At 71.7% G+C, this 17,388-nt stretch carries 2 protein-coding genes; both read right to left on the bottom strand.

Going from position 1 to position 17,388, the window contains the following annotated elements; all coding sequences use genetic code 11:
* Window positions 1-8 precede the first annotated feature (8 nt).
* Window positions 9-10,628 (bottom strand): SDR family NAD(P)-dependent oxidoreductase, encoded by a 10,620-nt coding sequence (locus tag ABZ721_RS05555; protein ID WP_358787282.1) that lies wholly within the window; start codon window positions 10,626-10,628, stop codon window positions 9-11.
* Window positions 10,625-17,134, bottom strand: a complete 6,510-nt coding sequence (locus tag ABZ721_RS05560) for an SDR family NAD(P)-dependent oxidoreductase (protein ID WP_358787283.1) — start codon at window positions 17,132-17,134, stop codon at window positions 10,625-10,627. Before ABZ721_RS05560 ends, ABZ721_RS05555 begins: the two co-directional genes overlap by 4 nt.
* Between the last annotated feature and the right edge of the window lie 254 nt (window positions 17,135-17,388).

Consider the following 17,388-nt stretch of genomic DNA (forward strand, 5'->3'; position numbering starts at 1 on the left):
GCCCCTTGTCACGCTTCGCCGAACTCGGCGTCGATCATGTGCAAGACCTCATCCATGGATGTGGCCGCTTCGATGCGTTCGGCCGTGCTCTCCGCTTCCCCGTCGTCGACGACGACGGACAGCAGGCGGCGCAGCCGATCGGCCACGCGCCCCCGTTCGCCGTCGGCGATCGCGGAGAGCATGTCTTCCAGCTTCTTCAGTTCCGTATCGATCAGCGGTTCGACGGCGGCACCGCCGCCGAACTCGGCCAGCAACAGGCGCGCGATCTCTGCCGGCGTGGGGTGGTCGAACACCAACGTGGCCGGAAGGCGCATGCCGGTCGCCTGCGTAAGCCGGTTGCGCAGGGCGACGGCGCCGAGCGAGTCGAGGCCGATCTCCTGGAACGCGCGCCCGGGTTCGATGGCCCCGGCCGACGCGTACCCCAGGACGGCCGCCGCCTGGGTACGGACCAGGTCCAGGACGATGTGCTCCTGATCGGCCGAGGACACTCCCGCGAGCCGATCCCGCAGGGACACCGTCGGTGCCTCCACCTGCCGGGCCGCCGCGGGTGCCAGCCCGCGCAGCACGGCCGGGATCGTCCCGGCCCGGGCCTGGGCGCGCAGCACCGCCGGGTCCAGCCGGACCGGCGCCAGCAGCGCCGCGTCCGAGGTGAGTGCCTCGTCGAAGAGGTCGAGACCCAGCTCGGCCGTCAACGCCTTGGCTCCCATCCGCTCCAGACGGGCCAACTCTCCTTGGCCCAGTTGCGCCGCCATTCCGCCGACGTCGCCCCACAGGCCCCAGGCCAGGGACGTCGCCTGCAGCCCGACGGCCCGCCGCGCGGCGGCCAGTGCGTCGAGGGCGGCGTTGGCGGCGGCGTAGTTGCCCTGGCCCGGGCTGCCGATGAGCGCCGCGACCGAGGAGAAGAGCACGAACGCCGACAGATCCGCTTCGGCGGTCAGCTCGTGCAGGTGCCACGCCGCATCCACCTTCGGGCGCATCACCCGTTCGACCTGCTCCGGCGTGAGCGACTGGATCACACTGTCGTCCAGCACCCCGGCCGCGTGGACGACTCCGGTGACCGGACGCTCCGCAGAGGCCAGTGCGGCGGCCAGTTGTTCGCGGTCGGACACGTCGCAGGCAATGACTCTGGCGTGGCAGCCCTGGCCCTCCAGCTCCGCCACCAGTTCGGCGGCACCGGTGGCCTGTGGGCCACGCCGGCTCAGCAGTAGCAGATGGCGTACGCCGTGGTCGGCGGCAAGATGGCGGGCGAACACCGCGCCCAGACCACCCGTACCACCCGTGATCACCACGGTTCCGTCGGTATCGAACGCCGTCGCCGACGTACCAGGCGCCGACGGATCCGTGGAGGCACGCGACAGCCGTGGCGCCAGTACCCTGCCGTCACGCACCGCCACCTGCGGCTCGTCCGTCCCGAGCACCGCATCCCAGTCCGGTTCCGCACCATCCAGATCGAGATCGACCAGCACGAACCGGGCCGGGTGTTCCGACTGCGCGCTGTGCAGCAAACCCCATACCGCGGCCTGCGCGATATCAGCGGCCTCACTACCGACGGACACCGCACCCCGGGTCACCACGACCAGCCGGGCGTCGCCCAGCCACTCACTGGCCAACCATTCCTGCACCAGCGCCAGCGCCTCGACCACGGACGTGCGCGCCGCTTCGGCCACGTCGCCGCTCGGCGTATGGATCGCGGCCAGCACCGCCTCGGGCGCTCGCATGCCCTCCTCCGCGCCCTTCTCCAGCTCGGCCAGATCGGCGAACCGGTCCATCGACCCGCCGACCGGACCGACCGCGGCGAGACCGACGGTCGGCCGTGGCGCGACGGCCTGCACGGAAATCCAGTCCATCGCGTAGAGGTGGCGCTCGCCCTGCTGACGCGCGGCTTCCAGATGGGCCTGCTCCACCGGACGGACGTCGAGCCGCCGCAGGCAGGCCACCGGCAGGCCGTCCTCGCCCGCGATGTCCAGCCGCAGGGACATCGGGTCCGGCAACGTGATCCTCACCCGGAGCCGGGTCAGGCCGAAGCGCTCCAACTGCACCCCGGACCAGGAGAACGGCAAGCCGCTGGGATTCTCCTCACCCATGTCGAGCATGCCGAGCCCGCCGTGCAGGGCGGAGTCGAACATCGCCGGGTGGATGGCGAACCCGTCGGCCGAGCCGGCCGCCTCGGGCAGCTCCAGCTCGACGAGAACCTCGTCACCTCGGCGCCAGGCGGACTGCACGGCACGGAAAGCCGGGCCGTAGTCGAAGCCCACGTCAGTGAGGTGGGCGTTCCGGTTGAGCAGCGTGTACAGCTCGGACACGGCGACCGGTTGGGCGTCCTCAGGCGGCCACGGGATGGGCAACAGCTCCAGGCTCTCGGCCTGGGCGGAGAGCCAGCCGCGGGCGTGGCAGGTCAGCTCGGTGGCCTCATCCGGGCCCACCGCGATCCGGGAGAAGAAGGCGATCTCGCGACGACCGTCGTCACCGACCGCACCGACCGTGACCCGGATCTGCCGCGTCACGTCGTCCTCCAGGACCAGAGGCGCGGCGATGACCATCTCGTCCACGACTTCGCAGCCCAGCCTCCTGCCGATGGTCAGGGCCATCTCGCACATCGCGGTACCCGGCACCAGCACGATCCCGAACACCGCGTGGTCGCGCGTCCACGGCTGCGACTCCTGCGACATGCTGCCGGTGAAGACCCATTCGTCGCGGTCGCCGACCTGCACGGCGGCGGCCAGGATCGGGTGCTCGACCCGGTCCAGGCCGACGGTGGCGACATCGCCCCCACCGGTGTTGCGGGACAGCCAGTAGTTCTCGCGCTGGAAGGCGTAGGTGGGCAGGTCGACGCGGTGGGCACCGGTTCCGGCGTAGAAGGCGTCCCAGTCGACGCTGATGCCGGCCGTGTGGACGTGGCCCAGGAACCCGGCGAACGTCTCCAGCTCGCCGTGCTTCGCGCGCAGCGCCGGGAGGAACACCGCCTCGGTGTCATCCTCGACGCACTGGCGGGCCATCGCGGTCAGGACCGCGTCCGGACCCAGCTCCAGGAACCGACGAACACCCAGCTCCCACAAGGTGCCGACCCCATCGGCGAACCGCACCGCGCCGCGCACGTGCCGCACCCAGTAGTCGGCGTCGAACGCCGACACGAGCTGCCCGGTCACGTTGGACAGCACCGGAATGCGCGGAGCGGAGTAGGTCAGCCGCTCCGCGACCGTGCGGAACTCGTCGAGCATCGGCTCCATGAGCGGGGAGTGGAACGCGTGCGACACCCGCAGGCGGGTGGTCTTGCGTCCCTCCCACTGCGGAAGCCAGTCGGTGACGGCGTCTTCATCGCCGGAAACCACGACCGACGTGGGGCCGTTGATCGCCGCGATCTCCAGGCGGCCTGCGAACCCGGCGAGCGACCCGGCTACTTCACCTTCGGTGGCCTGCACGGCGATCATCGCCCCGCCCGCAGGCAGCGCGCCCATCAACCGCCCGCGTGCCACGACGAGTTCGGCGGCGTCAGCCAGAGACAGCACCCCGGCCACGTGAGCGGCCGCGATCTCCCCGACCGAATGCCCGATCAGATAGTCCGGACGCACCCCCAGTGCTTCCATCAGCCGGAACAGCGCCACCTCGACAGCGAACAACACGACCTGGGTGAACTCCGTCGAGGCCAGCACCTCAGCATCAGCGGCCAGCAGCTCCCGCACCGACCGGCCCAGCCGCGGATCCAACTCCGCACACACCGCCGTCAACGCCTCATCGAACACCGGGAACGCGGCCGCCAGCTCCAGGCCCATCCCCGACCGCTGCGAGCCCTGACCGGTGAACAAGAACGCCGTCTTGCCCGGGACACCGACGCCCGACTCCGCCGATACGTCGGACAGCCGTGACAGCAGCTCGTCCCGACTTGCCGCCACCACCACGGCCCGGTGATCCAGCAACGCCCGCGATGACACCGAAGAGAACCCGACGTCCAGCACGGAAGTCTCCGCATCGGCCGCCACCCGCTCGCGCAGCCGCTGGGCCTGCTCCCGCAATGCCACTTCCGTGCGCGCCGACAGCACTACGGGGATCGGAGCGGCAGGAGCCGTTCGCTCGGCGGTCGCCGGCTCCTCGGCCGGTGCCTCCTCCACGATGATGTGCGTGTTGGTGCCGCTGACACCGAAGGACGACACGCCGGCGCGACGTGGGCGACCCTTCGCGGACCACTGCCGCGGCTCGGTCAGCAACTCGACGCGGCCGGAGTCCCAGTCCACGTGCGGCGACGCCTCATCGACGTGCAGAGTCCGGGGCAGCACTCCGTTCCGCATCGCCATCACCATCTTGATCACACCAGCCACGCCCGCTGCAGCGGACGTATGGCCGATGTTGGACTTGATCGAGCCCAGCCACAGCGGGTCGCCGTCGCGCTCCCGGCCGTACGTCGCCAGCAATGCCTGCGCCTCGATCGGATCGCCCAGTACGGTGCCCGTGCCGTGGCCCTCGACCGCGTCCACATCCGCCGACGACAGCCCGGCATTGCTCAGCGCCTGCCGGATCACCCGCTCTTGCGAGGGGCCGTTCGGCGCCGTCAGACCGTTGCTGGCACCGTCCTGGTTCACCGCACTGCCACGGATCAAGCCCAGGATGCGCCGCCCATTGCGCCGCGCGTCCGACAACCGCTCCAGGACCAGCAGACCGAGACCGTCGGAGAAGCCGGTCCCGTCGGCCGAGGCCCCATACGCCTTGCAGCGCCCGTCGGGCGCCACGGCCCGCTGGCGGCTGAACTCGGTCAGGAGGTAGGGGCCCGCCAGCAAGGTCACGCCGCCCACGAGTGCCAGCGAGCACTCACCGGACCGCAGCGACTGGGACGCCAGGTGCAGGGCGACGGAAGAGGAGGAGCAGGCCGTGTCCACCGATACCGCCGGGCCTTCCAGGCCCAGTGTGTAGGCGATCCGGCCGGAGACCACACTCGTCGTGGTTCCGGTCAGGCGATAGCCCTCCAGCTCGGTGGAGGCCATGCCGCCGTAGTCCGTGGTCACGACGCCCGCGAACACGCCCGTGTCGCTGCCGCGCAGCGTCGTCGGGTCAATGCGGGCGTGCTCGAACGCCTCCCAAGACGCCTCCAGCAGCAGACGCTGCTGCGGATCCATCGCCAGCGCCTCACGCGGGCTGATCCCGAAGAAACCGGCGTCGAACTCCCCGATCCGGTCGAGGAAGGCGCCACCCTTGGTGTTGATCTTCCCGGCCTGATCGGGGTCGGGGTCGTAGATGCTCGGGTCCCAGCCGCGGTCGGTGGGCAGCCCGCCCACCGCGTCACGGCCGGATGCCACCAGCTCCCACAGCTCCTCCGGCGACGTCACGCCGCCCGGGTAACGGCAGCTCATGCCCACGATGGCCAGCGGCTCATCCAACGTGATCCGCTTGGCCCGAGCGGCCGGCTTCGGCGCTTCGGCGATGCCACCGATTTCGGTGAGCAGCAGTCTCGCGACGGCGGCGGGAGTGGGATGGTCGAAGATCAGCGTGGCGGGCAGGCGCACGCCGGTGGCCTGCGTGAGCCGGTTGCGCAGCTCCACCGCGCTCAGCGAGTCGAAGCCGAGGTCCTTGAAGGCGCGGTCGGTGTCGATCGCCGTGGCCGAGGTGTGGCCGAGAACCGCTGCGACCTGCTCCCCCACCGCGTCCAAGACGATCCGCTCCCGGTCGGTCTCGGCGACACCGGCGAGGCGCTGCGCGAGTGAACCGGCGGTCTCGGCACGTCGGGCAGGGACCGGTGCAAGGCCGCGCAGCAGCGCGGGCAGCAGACCCGCCCGGGCTTGGGCCCGGAGCGCGCCCGGGTCGAGCCGGACGGGCGCCAGGAGCGCCGCGCCGGTGCCGAGCGCCAGGTCGAAGCAGTCCAGTCCGCGTTCCTGGGACAGCGCGCCCACACCGGTGCGCTCCAGGCGAGCCACATCACTCTCACTGAGCTCGCCGGCCATACCGCCGGCATCGCCCCACAGACCCCAGGCCAGGGACGTCGCCGGCAGCCCCGCTGCCCGGCGCGACGCGGCCAGCGCGTCGAGGGCCGCGTTGGCCGCCGCGTAGTTGCCCTGGCCCGGGCCGCCGATCAGCGCGGCTACCGAGGAGAACAGCACGAACGCGGACAGGTCGGTGTCGGCGGTCAGCTCGTGCAGGTGCAGGGCGGCGTCCACCTTCGGCCGCAGCACCCGCTCGACCTGCTCGGGCGTCAGCGACGCGATCACCGCGTCGTCCAGCACACCCGCCGCATGCACCACCGCCGTCAGGGGGTGCGCGACGGAGCCGAGGACCGCCGCCAGCTGGTCCCGGTCCGACACGTCGCACGCAGCGATCCGAATGTCGGCGCCCAGTCCCTCCAGCTCGACCACCAGCTCGGCCGCGCCTGCGGCCCGCGGGCCGCGCCGGCTCAACAGCAACAGATGACGCACCCCATGGACGGCCACCAAGTGCCGGGCGAACACCGCGCCCAGACCACCGGTACCCCCCGTGACCACCACCGTCCCGTCCGGATCGAACACGGTCGCCGCCCGCTCACCGGCGGCGGCGGCGCGCGACAGCCTCGGCGCCAGCAGTCGGCCGTCACGCACCGCCACCTGCGGCTCGTCGGCGCCCAGCACCGCACCCCAGTCCGGCTCCTCACCACCCAGCTCACCATCCACCAGCACGAACCGACCCGGGTGCTCCGACTGCGCACTGCGCAACAAACCCCACACCGCCGCCTGCGCGATATCGGGAGCCTCGTCACCGATGGCCACCGCCCCGCGCGTGGTCACCACAAGCCGCGACTCACCCACCCACTCACCGGCCAACCAGCCCTGCACCAGAGTCAGCGCCCGGATGGCGGTGGTATGCACCGACACTGACGGGTCGTCCTCGGCGATGGGCACTGCGGCGATCACCGCCGCCGGTGCCGTAGTGGCTCCCTCGGTGACCGCGCGCTCCAAGGCGTCCAGGTCCGGGTAGGTCTTGTTCGGGCCGATCCGGGTGAAGTCCGGAGTACCGGAGGTCGGACCGGTCTCGACCCGCGTCCAGTCCACTGTGTACAGCGACTGTCGCGCGTCCCCGCCTGTGCCGTTGAGGGCTTCCTGCTCGACGGGACGCACGATGAGGGAGCGCACGGACACCACCGGGGCGCCGTGCTCATCGACGGCGTCCAGCCGCAGCGAGGTGCCGTCGGTCATGGTGGAACGGACCCGCAGGCGCGAGACACCGGGGCGGTCAAGCCGTACGCCGCTCCAGCTGAACGGCATGAGGTGCGCCGCGGCGTCGCTTCCGGTCAGCAGGATGACGCCACTCTGCAGGGCGGAGTCGAAGAGCGCGGGATGGATACCGAAGCCCTCGTGCCCCTCGGGCAGCGTCACCTCGGCGTAGGTCGCGTCACCGTCGCGCCAGAGGGCCTCGACGCCGTGGAAGAGGGGGCCGTAGTCGTATCCGAGGTCGGCCAGACGGTGGTAGAGCTCGTCGACGTGCATCGGTTCGGCGTCCTGCGGCGGCCACTGGTCCGGCCAGACCTGTGCGGGCGCGCTGTCGGTGCCGAGAGTGCCCCGGGCGTGGCAGACGGTCTCGGTGTCCGCGCTGCCGCTCTCCGGCCGGGAGTAGATCGCGATGTCGCGGCGGCCGTCGGGCCCGGACGCGCCAACGGTGATCTGCAGCTGCCGAGTGACGTCGTGCTGAACGATCAGGGGTGAGGCGAGTACCAGTTCGTCGAGTACCGGAGCGCCGCTGTGGCGCCCGGCGGTGAGGGCCAGCTCGACCAGTCCCGTGCCGGGCACGACCATGGTGCCGAGCAGCAGGTGCTCTGCGACCCAGGGCTGCGTTTCGGTGGAGATGCGGCCGGTGAGAACCCATTCGTCGCGGTCGCCGACGTGTACGGCCGCGGCCAGCAGGGGGTGGTCCACGGCGATGAGGCCGGCGGCGGATACATCACCCGGAGCGGTACCCGGGGTCAGCCAGAACCGCTCGCGCTGGAAGGCGTAGGTGGGCAGGTCGACGCGCTGGGCGCCGGTACCGGTGTAGAAGGCGTTCCAGTCGACGCTGATGCCGGCGGTGTGCACGTGGCCGAGGAAGCCTGCGAAGGTGTCCAGCTCGCCGTGCTTCGCGCGCAGCGCCGGGAGGAACACCGCCTCGGTGTCATCCTCGACGCACTGGCGGGCCATCGCGGTCAGGACCGCGTCCGGGCCCAGCTCCAGGAACCGGCGAACACCCAGCTCCCACAGACTGCCGACCCCGTCGGCGAACCGCACCGCGCCGCGCACGTGCCGCACCCAGTAGTCGGCGTCGAACGCCGACACCACGGCACCGGTCACATTGGACACGATCGGGAGACGCGGCCGCGCATACGTCAGCCGCTCCGCGACCGTCCGGAACTCATCCAGCATCGGCTCCATGAGCGGGGAGTGGAACGCGTGCGACACCCGCAACCGGGTGGTCTTGCGTCCCTCCCACCGGGGCAGCCACTCCGTGACGGCGCCGCCATCACCGGACACGACGACCGACGTCGGCCCGTTGATCGCCGCGATCTCCAAACGGCCTTCAAACCCGGCCAGCGACCCGGTCGCCTCCGCTTCCGTGGCCTGCACGGCGACCATCGCCCCGCCCGCAGGCAGCGCGCCCATCAACCGCCCGCGTGCCACGACGAGTTCGGCGGCGTCAGCCAGGGACAGGGCACCGGCCACGTGGGCGGCCGCGATCTCCCCGACCGAGTGCCCGATCAGGTAGTCCGGGCGCAGCCCGAGTGCTTCGGTCAGCCGGAACAGCGCCACCTCGACGGCGAAGAGCACCACCTGGGTGAACTCCGTCGAGGCCAACACCTCAGCGTCAGCGGCCAGCAGCTCCCGCACCGACCGGCCCAGCCGCGGATCCAACTCCGCACACACCGCCGTCAACGCCTCATCGAACACCGGGAACGCGGCCGCCAGCTCCAGGCCCATCCCCGACCGCTGCGAGCCCTGACCGGTGAACAAGAACGCCGACTTACCACCCACACCCGACGCACCGGCGGTGACCTCGGACAGCCGGGACAGGAGCTCATCCCGATCCGCGGCAACGACCACGGCACGCCGCTCCAGCAACGCCCGCGACGACGCAGCCGAGAACCCGACGTCCTCCACCGATACATCCGCGTCGGCCGCCATCCACTCGCGCAGCCGCTCGGCCTGCTCCCGCAACGCCGCATCCGTGCGGGCCGACAGCACCACGGGGATCGGAGCGACAGGCCTGGTCCGCTCGTCCGCCACCACCGGCTCCTCGGCCGGTGCCTCCTCCACAATGATGTGCGCGTTCGTGCCGCTGACACCGAACGACGACACGCCCGCACGGCGCGGACGACCCTTCACGGACCACTCCCGGGACTCGGTCAGCAACTCGACGCGGCCGGACTCCCAATCCACGTGCGGCGACGCCTCATCGACATGCAGAGTCCGGGGCAGCACCCCGTGCCGCATCGCCATCACCATCTTGATCACACCAGCCACGCCCGCAGCGGCCGAGGTGTGCCCGATGTTGGACTTGATCGAGCCCAGCCACAGCGGATCACCCTCCCGCTCCCGGCCGTACGTCGCCAGCAACGCCTGCGCCTCGATCGGGTCACCGAGCCTCGTCCCCGTGCCGTGGCCCTCCACGGCGTCCACGTCGGACGGCGACAGTCCCGCACTGGCGAGGGCTCGTCGGATCACCCGCTCCTGCGAGGGGCCGTTCGGCGCCGTCAGACCGTTGCTCGCACCGTCCTGGTTCACCGCACTGCCACGGATCAAGCCCAGGATGCGCCGCCCATTGCGCCGCGCGTCCGACAACCGCTCCAGCACCACCAGACCGAGACCGTCGGAGAACCCGGTCCCGTCGGCCGACGCCGCATACGCCTTGCACCGCCCGTCGGGCGCCAGCCCACGCTGGCGGCTGAACTCGACGAACAGGAAGGGACCGGCCAGTACCGTGACGCCGCCGGCGAGCGCGAGGGAGCATTCGCCCGCCCGCAGTGCGTTCGCTGCCAGGTGCAGAGCGACGGCGGAGGCGGAGCAAGCGGTGTCGATCGTGACGGCCGGCCCCTCCAGGCCGAGGCTGTAGGCGACACGGCCGGACATCACGCTGCTCTGGGTGCCCGTCACCCGGAAGCCTTCCAGCTCGGGCAGTGTCGAGGGGCCGTAGTCGGAGGAGACAGTGCCGGCGTAGACGCCGGTGTCGCTGCCCCGCAGGGTCGTCGGGTCGATGCCCGCGTGCTCGAAGGCCTCCCACGCCGCTTCCAGCGTCAGGCGTTGCGTCGGGTCCATGGCCAGCGCCTCGCGCGGGCTGATCCCGAAGAAGTCGGCGTCGAACGTGGTGGCGGTGTCGACAAATCCACCCTCTTGACCGTAGGCGGTGCCCGGCCGGTCGGGGTCCGGGTCGTACAGCCCCTCCAGATCCCAGCCGCGGTCGGTCGGGAACGGGCCCATGCCGTCCCGGCCGGAGGCCACCAGCTCCCACAGCTCCTCCGGGGACGTCACCCCGCCGGGGAACCGGCAGCTCATGCCCACGATCGCGATCGGCTCGAGGTCACGCTGCTCCAGGTCGCGCACCTTGCGGTTCGCGGTGCGCAGCTCGGCGGTGACCCGGCGCAGGTAGGTGCGGAGTTTCTGCTGATCGTCGTTGATCGATCCGCTGCGGCCGTCATCCGTGTTCCCGGTCATGCGGATCCGAGCTCCTTGTCGATCAGGTCGAACATCTCGTTGTCGGACGCGTCGTCGAGGTCGTCGTCGAGGTCCTCGTCGGCGTCCTCGTGGCCGGCGCCCGTCGTGTTCAGCAGGGTCCGGAGCCGGTTGCTGAGCGAGCGCAGGCGGGGCTCCGCGCCGGCCAGTTGCTGCGCGTGGCCGGCGACGGCGATCAGGAGCGCCTCGAGCCGCTGCAGCTCGGCGTCGAGCGGTGAGGGGCGTGGTCCTGAGGTGGCTCCGCCGGCTTCGGTGAGGATGCGCCGGGCGGCTTCGAGCGGGGTGGGGTGGTCGAAGATCAGCGTGGCGGGCAGCCGGAGGCCGGTCACCTGGCTGAGCCGGTTGCGCAGCTCGACTGCGGCCAGGGAGTCGAAGCCGAGCTCCTTGAAGGCACGCTCGGGATCGACCGCGGAGGCCGAGGCGTGGCCGAGCACGGAGGCGACCTGGGTGCGCACCAGGTCGAGGACGACCTGCTCGCGGTCCGCCTCGGGCACCGCGGCAAGCCGGCGCTCCAGCGACCGGGCGGTGTCGGCACGGCGCGCAGGGGCCCGGACCAGAGCGCGCAGCAGGGCGGGCAGGGTGCCGGACCGTGCTTGGGCGCGCAGTGCGGCCGGGTCCAGGCGCACCGGCGCCAGCAGGGCCGCCTCGGAGGCGAGGGCCTGGTCGAACAGGTCCAGCCCCAGGTCCTTGGAGAGGGCCCCGATGCCGGTGCGCTCCATACGGGCGAGGTCGGCCTCGTCCATCTCACCGGTCATTCCGGTGGAGTCGGACCACAGGCCCCACGCCAGGGAGACCGTGGGCAGACCGGCCGCCTGCCGCAGCGCGGCGAGCGCGTCGACGGCGGCGTTGGCCGCGGCGTAGTTGGCCTGCCCGGCGTTGCCGAGCAGGCCCGCGGCGGAGGAGAACAGCACGAACGCCGACAGGTCCATGCGCGAGGTGAGCTCGTGCAGGTGCCAGGCGGCATCCAGCTTGGGCCCCATGACGCGCCGTATCTGCTCGGCGGAGAGCGACTCTATGACGCCGTCGGCCAGGACCCCGGCCGTGTGGATCACCGCGGTGAGCGGGCGCTCGAGCGTGTCGAGCAGACCGGCGACCTGCTCGCGGTCCGCCACGTCGCAGGCCACGACGCGCGCCTGCGCCCCGAGGGCTGCCAGCTCGGCGACCAGTTCCGCGGCGCCTTCGGCGGCCGGGCCACGGCGGCTGACCAGCAGCATGTGGCGTATGCCGTGCCGGGTGACGAGGTGCTTGGCGAACAGCGCACCCAGGCCGCCCGTGCCGCCGGTGATCAGGACGGTGCGCTCGGGGTCCAGAGGTGCTGGCACGGTCAGGACGACCTTGCCGACGTTGCGGCCCTCGCGCAGGAAGCGGAACGCCTCCTGACCCCGGCGCACGTCCCAGGCGCGGATCGGTGAGGGGGACAGCATGCCGCGTTGGAACAGCGCGGCGATCTCGACCAGCATCTGCTGGATGCGCTCCGGTCCTGCCTCCATCAGGTCGTAGGAGCGGTAGCGCACGTCGGCGTGCCGCTGAGCGACGGCCTCCGGGTCGCGGATGTCGGCCTTGCCCATCTCGATGAAGCGGCCGCCGCGCGGCAGCAGCTCCAGCGAGGCGTCGACGAACTCACCGGCGAGAGAGTTGAGGACCACGTCCACCCCCGTACCGCTGGTGGCCTCCTGGAGGGCGTCGCGGAAGTTCAGGTCGCGGGAGGAGGCGATGCGCTCCGTGGGCACGCCCAGCGCGCGCACCGCGTCCCACTTGGCCGGGCCGGCCGTGGCGAAGACCTCGGCGCCCAGATGGTGGGCGAGTTGCACGGCGGCCATGCCGACACCCCCCGCGGCGGCGTGTACCAGCAGCTTCTCGCCGACCTGCAGGTCGGCCAGGTCCACCAGGCCGTAGTACGCGGTCAGGTACACGACGGGGATCGCGGCCGCCTCGGCGAAGGTGAGGGAGTGCGGCATGCGGGTCACGGTCTTGCGGTCGGCGACGGCGACGGGCCCGAAGGCGTCCATCACCAGGCCGAACACCCGGTCGCCGGGCACCAGGTCGGTGACGCCCGAGCCGACCTCCAGGACCTCGCCCGCCGCCTCGCTGCCCAGCGGCGCGTCGCCCGGGTACATGCCCAGCGCGATGAGCACGTCGCGGAAGTTCAAACCGGCGGCCCTGACGGCGACACGGATCTCGCCGACGCCCAGCGCTCGGGCGCCGTCGGAGGGCACGATGGCGAGGTTCTCCAGCGAACCCTTCTCCGTGCTGGACAGCCGCCACGCCTGACCGGACGGTCCGGCGACCGCGCGCCCCAGACGGGGTGCCAGCAGCGCCCCACCGCGCACGGCCAGTTGCGGTTCGTCCAGACCGGCCAGGGAGCTCCACTCCGGCTCGCCGAGCCCGTCGGTGTCGACCAGGACGAAGCGGCCGGGATGCTCGGTCTGCGCGCTGCGCAGCAGACCCCACGCGGGTGCCTGCGACAGGTCCACGGACTCCGCGCCGACGGCGACCGCGCGGCGGGTCACCGCGACGAGGGCGGCCTCGCCCAGCCACTCGCTGGCCAGCCAGCGCTGGGCCAGCGCGAGCGTGCGCTCGGCGACGACGTTCGCGGCCCGGGCGGGGCTGTCCGTGGCCGGAGTTTCGATCGCGGCGAGCACCAGGTCGACGCGCGCGGCGCCCGCGGCGAGCGCGGCCTCCAGGGCGGGCAGGTCGGCGAAGCGCTCACCCGGGGCATCCAGATCTCCCAGGACCGCGACGCGGGCCTGCGACGATGTTGCCGTGACCGGCGCCCAGTCCAGCCGGAACAGCACGTTCTGCTCGCCCTGGGCGCGAACCAGCTGCCCCGGGTCCACGGGACGTACGGCAAGGCTGTCGACGGCGACGACCAGGGCGCCGTTCTCGTCGACGACGTCGACGCGGAAGGCGGATTCGCCCGCGGTGCCGATGCGGACGCGGACTTGCGAGGACGCCGTCCGCCCAAACCGCACCCCGGACCAGGAGAACGGCAGGTCCGGTGCGGATCCGGCGTCCTTGTCGAGCATGCTGCTGTGCAGCGCGGCGTCGAACAGGGCCGGGTGGATGGCGTACCCGTCGGTGGCGGTGTCCTCCGGCAGGGCCACCTCGGCGAACACGTCGTCACCGCTGCGCCACGCCGTCTGCACGCCCTGGAACAGCGGACCGTAGTCGAGCCCGATGTCCGCCAGTCGCTCGTACAGGGCCTCGGCGGAGATCTCGGAGGCCGCGACCGGCGGCCAGATGGCGGGGAAGGGTGCGCCCTGCTCGGCCTCGGGGGCCGTGGCCAGCCGGCCGTGAGCGTGCCGGACGACCTGGCGTGCGTCGTCCGTTCCGGTCGCGGTCTCGGCGAGGGAGTGGACGGCGACCTCGCGTCGGCCGTCCTCCTCCGGACGGCCGACGGTGACCCGGATGTGCCGGGCGGAGCCCTCATCGAGCGTCAGCGGAGCCTCGAGGATCAGCTCGTCGAGGCGTTCGCAGCCCAGGTGCCGGGCCGCGGCGAGAACGAGTTCGACGAGTGCGGTGCCCGGCACGATCACGACGCCCAGCACCACATGGTCGCGCACCCACGGCTGCGACTCGGCGGAGAGGCGACCGGTGAACACCCACTCGTCACGGTCGGCGACCTGCACGGCCGCCGCCAGGACCGGGTGCCGCATCCGGTCAAGACCGGCCGCCTCGACGTCACCGCTCTGCGCCGACGCCGTCAGCCAGTACGTCTCCCGCTGGAAGGCGTAGGTGGGCAGGTCGACGCGCTGAGCCCCATGGCCCGCGTAGACCGCGTCCCAGTCGATCGGCAGACCGGCGACGTGCGCTTGGCCGAGCGACAGCAGGAAGCGGGGCAGCCCGCCCTCGTCACGGCGCAGCGAGCCGACCACGGCTACCCGGCCCGCCGCGTCCAGTGCCTCGACGGTCTCCTCGACTGCCATCGTCAGGACCGGATGCGGCGAGATCTCGACGAAGCAACCCATGCCCTTGTCGAGGAGTGCGCGGATGGCGGGCTCGAAGCCGACGGGGTTACGGAGGTTGCGGTACCAGTACGCGGCATCCATCGACGCCGTGTCCAGGAATCCGCCCGTCACTGTCGAGTAGAACGGCACCCGGCTGCTCACCGGGCGCACCGGCGCCAGCGCCTCCACCAGCTCGTTCTGGATGGCCTCGACGTAGGCGGAGTGGGAGGCGTAGTCCACCGCGACGAGGCGGGCGCGGATCTCGTCCCGGTCGCACCCTGCCTTGATCTCCTGCAGCGCGCCCGGCTCACCCGCGACGATCACCGACGCGGGACCGTTGACCGCCGCCACCGACACCCGCCCCGCAAACGGGGCCAGCAACTCCTCCACCTGCTGCACCGGCAGCGCAACCGACATCATGCCGCCCTGCCCCGCCAACCGATCACGCACCAACTGCGCACGCACGGCCACAATCCGCGCCGCATCCCGCAACGACAACGCACCAGCCACATACGCGGCGGCAATCTCACCCTGCGAGTGACCCACCACGGCAGCCGGCTCAACCCCGTACGAACGCCACAGCGCCGCCAAGCTCACCATCGTCGCGAACAACGCCGGCTGCACCACGTCCACCCGGTCCAGAGACGGTACGCCGGGTACCCCGCGCAGCACATCCTCCAGACGCCAGTCCACGAACTCCGCCAGCGCATCACCACACGCGGCAATCTCAGCGGCGAACACCGGCGAGGAATCCAGCAACCCGACCGCCATACCGACCCACTGCGCCCCCTGCCCCGGGAACACGAACACCGCCTTGGTGCCCGTACCGGCGAGCTGGCCCTCCGCCACGTTCGCGGCGGGCTCGGCCGAGCTCAGCTCGCTCAGGCCGGTCAGCAGGGCGCCTCGGTCGGTGGCCACGACCACGGCGCGCCGTTCGAGGTGCGCGCGTGTGGTCGCCTGAGCGAAGCCGATGTCCAGGTGATCCAGCTCGGGACGAGCGATCATGTGGGCGCGCAGGCGGTCGGCCTGCTCGCGCAGCGCCGCCTCGCCGCGGGCCGAGAGCGGTACGAGGACCGGCGGCCGGACGCCGGTCGTGTTCTCCCCGGCCGGCCGGTGCGGCTCGGTCGTGTCCGCTGCTGGGGCGTCTTCCTTGGGTGCTTCTTCGAGGATCACGTGAGAGTTGGTGCCGCTCACGCCGAACGACGACACGCCGGCGCGACGGGTCCGCTCCCCCACGGGCCACTTGCGGGCCTCGGTCAACAGCTTGACGTCACCCGACTCCCAGTCCACGTGCGGGGACGGCGCATCGACGTGCAGGGTCGGCGGGAGCGTCTCGTGCCGCAGCGCCATGACCATCTTGATCACACCGGCCACGCCGGCCGCGGCCTGGGTGTGGCCGAAGTTCGACTTGATCGAGCCGAGCCACAGCGGGCCGTTCTCCCGGTTCTGCCCGTACGTCGCCAGCAGCGCTTCCGCTTCGATCGGGTCGCCCAGCGGCGTTCCTGTGCCGTGGCCCTCGACGGCGTCGACGTCGGACGGCGACAGCCCGGCGGTGGCCAGCGCCTGCCGGATCACCCGCTCCTGTGAGGGGCCGTTCGGTGCGGTCAGGCCGTTGCTCGCACCGTCCTGGTTGATCGCGCTGCCGCGTACGAGGGCCAGGATCCGGTGCCCGTTGCGCCGGGCGTCGGAGAGCCGTTCCAGGACGAGCAGCCCCATGCCTTCGGCCCAGCCGACGCCGTCCGCGGCTGCCGCGTAGGCCTTGCAGCGCCCGTCCGGGGACAGGGCGCGCTGGCGGCTGAACTCCACGAAGGCGCTGGGCCGGGCCAGCGTCGTCGCCCCGCCGACCAGGGCCAGCGAACACTCCCTGGCGCGCAGGGCCTTGCCGGCCAGGTCGATCGCCACGAGGGAGGAGGAGCACACGGTGTCGACCGTGACCGCGGGCCCTTCGAAGCCGAACGTGTAGCTGATCCGGCCTGAGGCGACGCTCGGCGAGGACGCGATGGAGAGGTAGCCCTCTATCTCCGGCCGCCGGTCGCTGAGGCTCGCGACGAACTGGTAGTCGGAGAACATGAGCCCGCAGAAGACGCCGGTGTCGCTGCCCTTCAGCGTTGTCGGGTCGATCCCCGCGTCCTCGAGGGCGCTCCACGCCCCCTCGAGCAGTTGCCGTTGCTGCGGGTCCATGGCCAGGGCCTCGCGGGGGCTTATGCCGAAGAACTCCGCGTCGAAGTCCGCCATGCCGTCGAGGAACCCGCCGTGGCGCGTGTAGGCCGTGCCGGTGTGGTCCGGGTCGGGGTCGTACAGGTGGTCCAGGTCCCAGCCGCGGTCGGTGGGGAACTCCGAGATTCCCATGCGTCCCTCGGAGACCAGCGACCACAGGTCTTCCGGTGAGGTGATCCCGCCCGGGAAGCGGCAGCTCATCCCCACGATCGCCAGGGGCTCGCCCGCCTGGTCGAGCAGTTGCTGGTTCTGCCGCCGCAGACGTTCGGTCTCCTTCAGCGACTTACGCAGGGCTCCGACAATGTCGGGCTTCTCGTGGGTCATGCCTGTTTTCCCCCACCTTCGGGCTCATGCCGGGAACCATGTGGTCGATTACTAGATCCCGCGGCGGCCCGCCCAGATACAGCCATTCTCAAATTTTTCGTCGGAGCGCGTGTATCGCATGCAGTACCCGGGAACGGTGACGGGCCGTCATATCAGGTCTCGGTGAAGCGCTTTGCTGCGGCGTGGAGGACGGCTCGGGCATCGCCGGCCCGCGCCCGGAAAAGGGCATGGCGAATTCGCCCGTGTGCGCCAGC

Origin of the sequence: Streptomyces sp. NPDC006733 (assembly GCF_040636125.1) — a bacterium.
GTDB lineage: Bacteria > Actinomycetota > Actinomycetes > Streptomycetales > Streptomycetaceae > Actinacidiphila.

What these genes read in the sequence shown, in the direction of transcription:
- ABZ721_RS05555 (WP_358787282.1), bottom strand. Translation starts at nt 10,628, where the DNA reads ATGACCGGGAACACGGATGACGGCCGCAGCGGATCGATCAACGACGAT.
- ABZ721_RS05560 (WP_358787283.1), bottom strand. Translation starts at nt 17,134, where the DNA reads ATGACCCACGAGAAGCCCGACATTGTCGGAGCCCTGCGTAAGTCGCTG.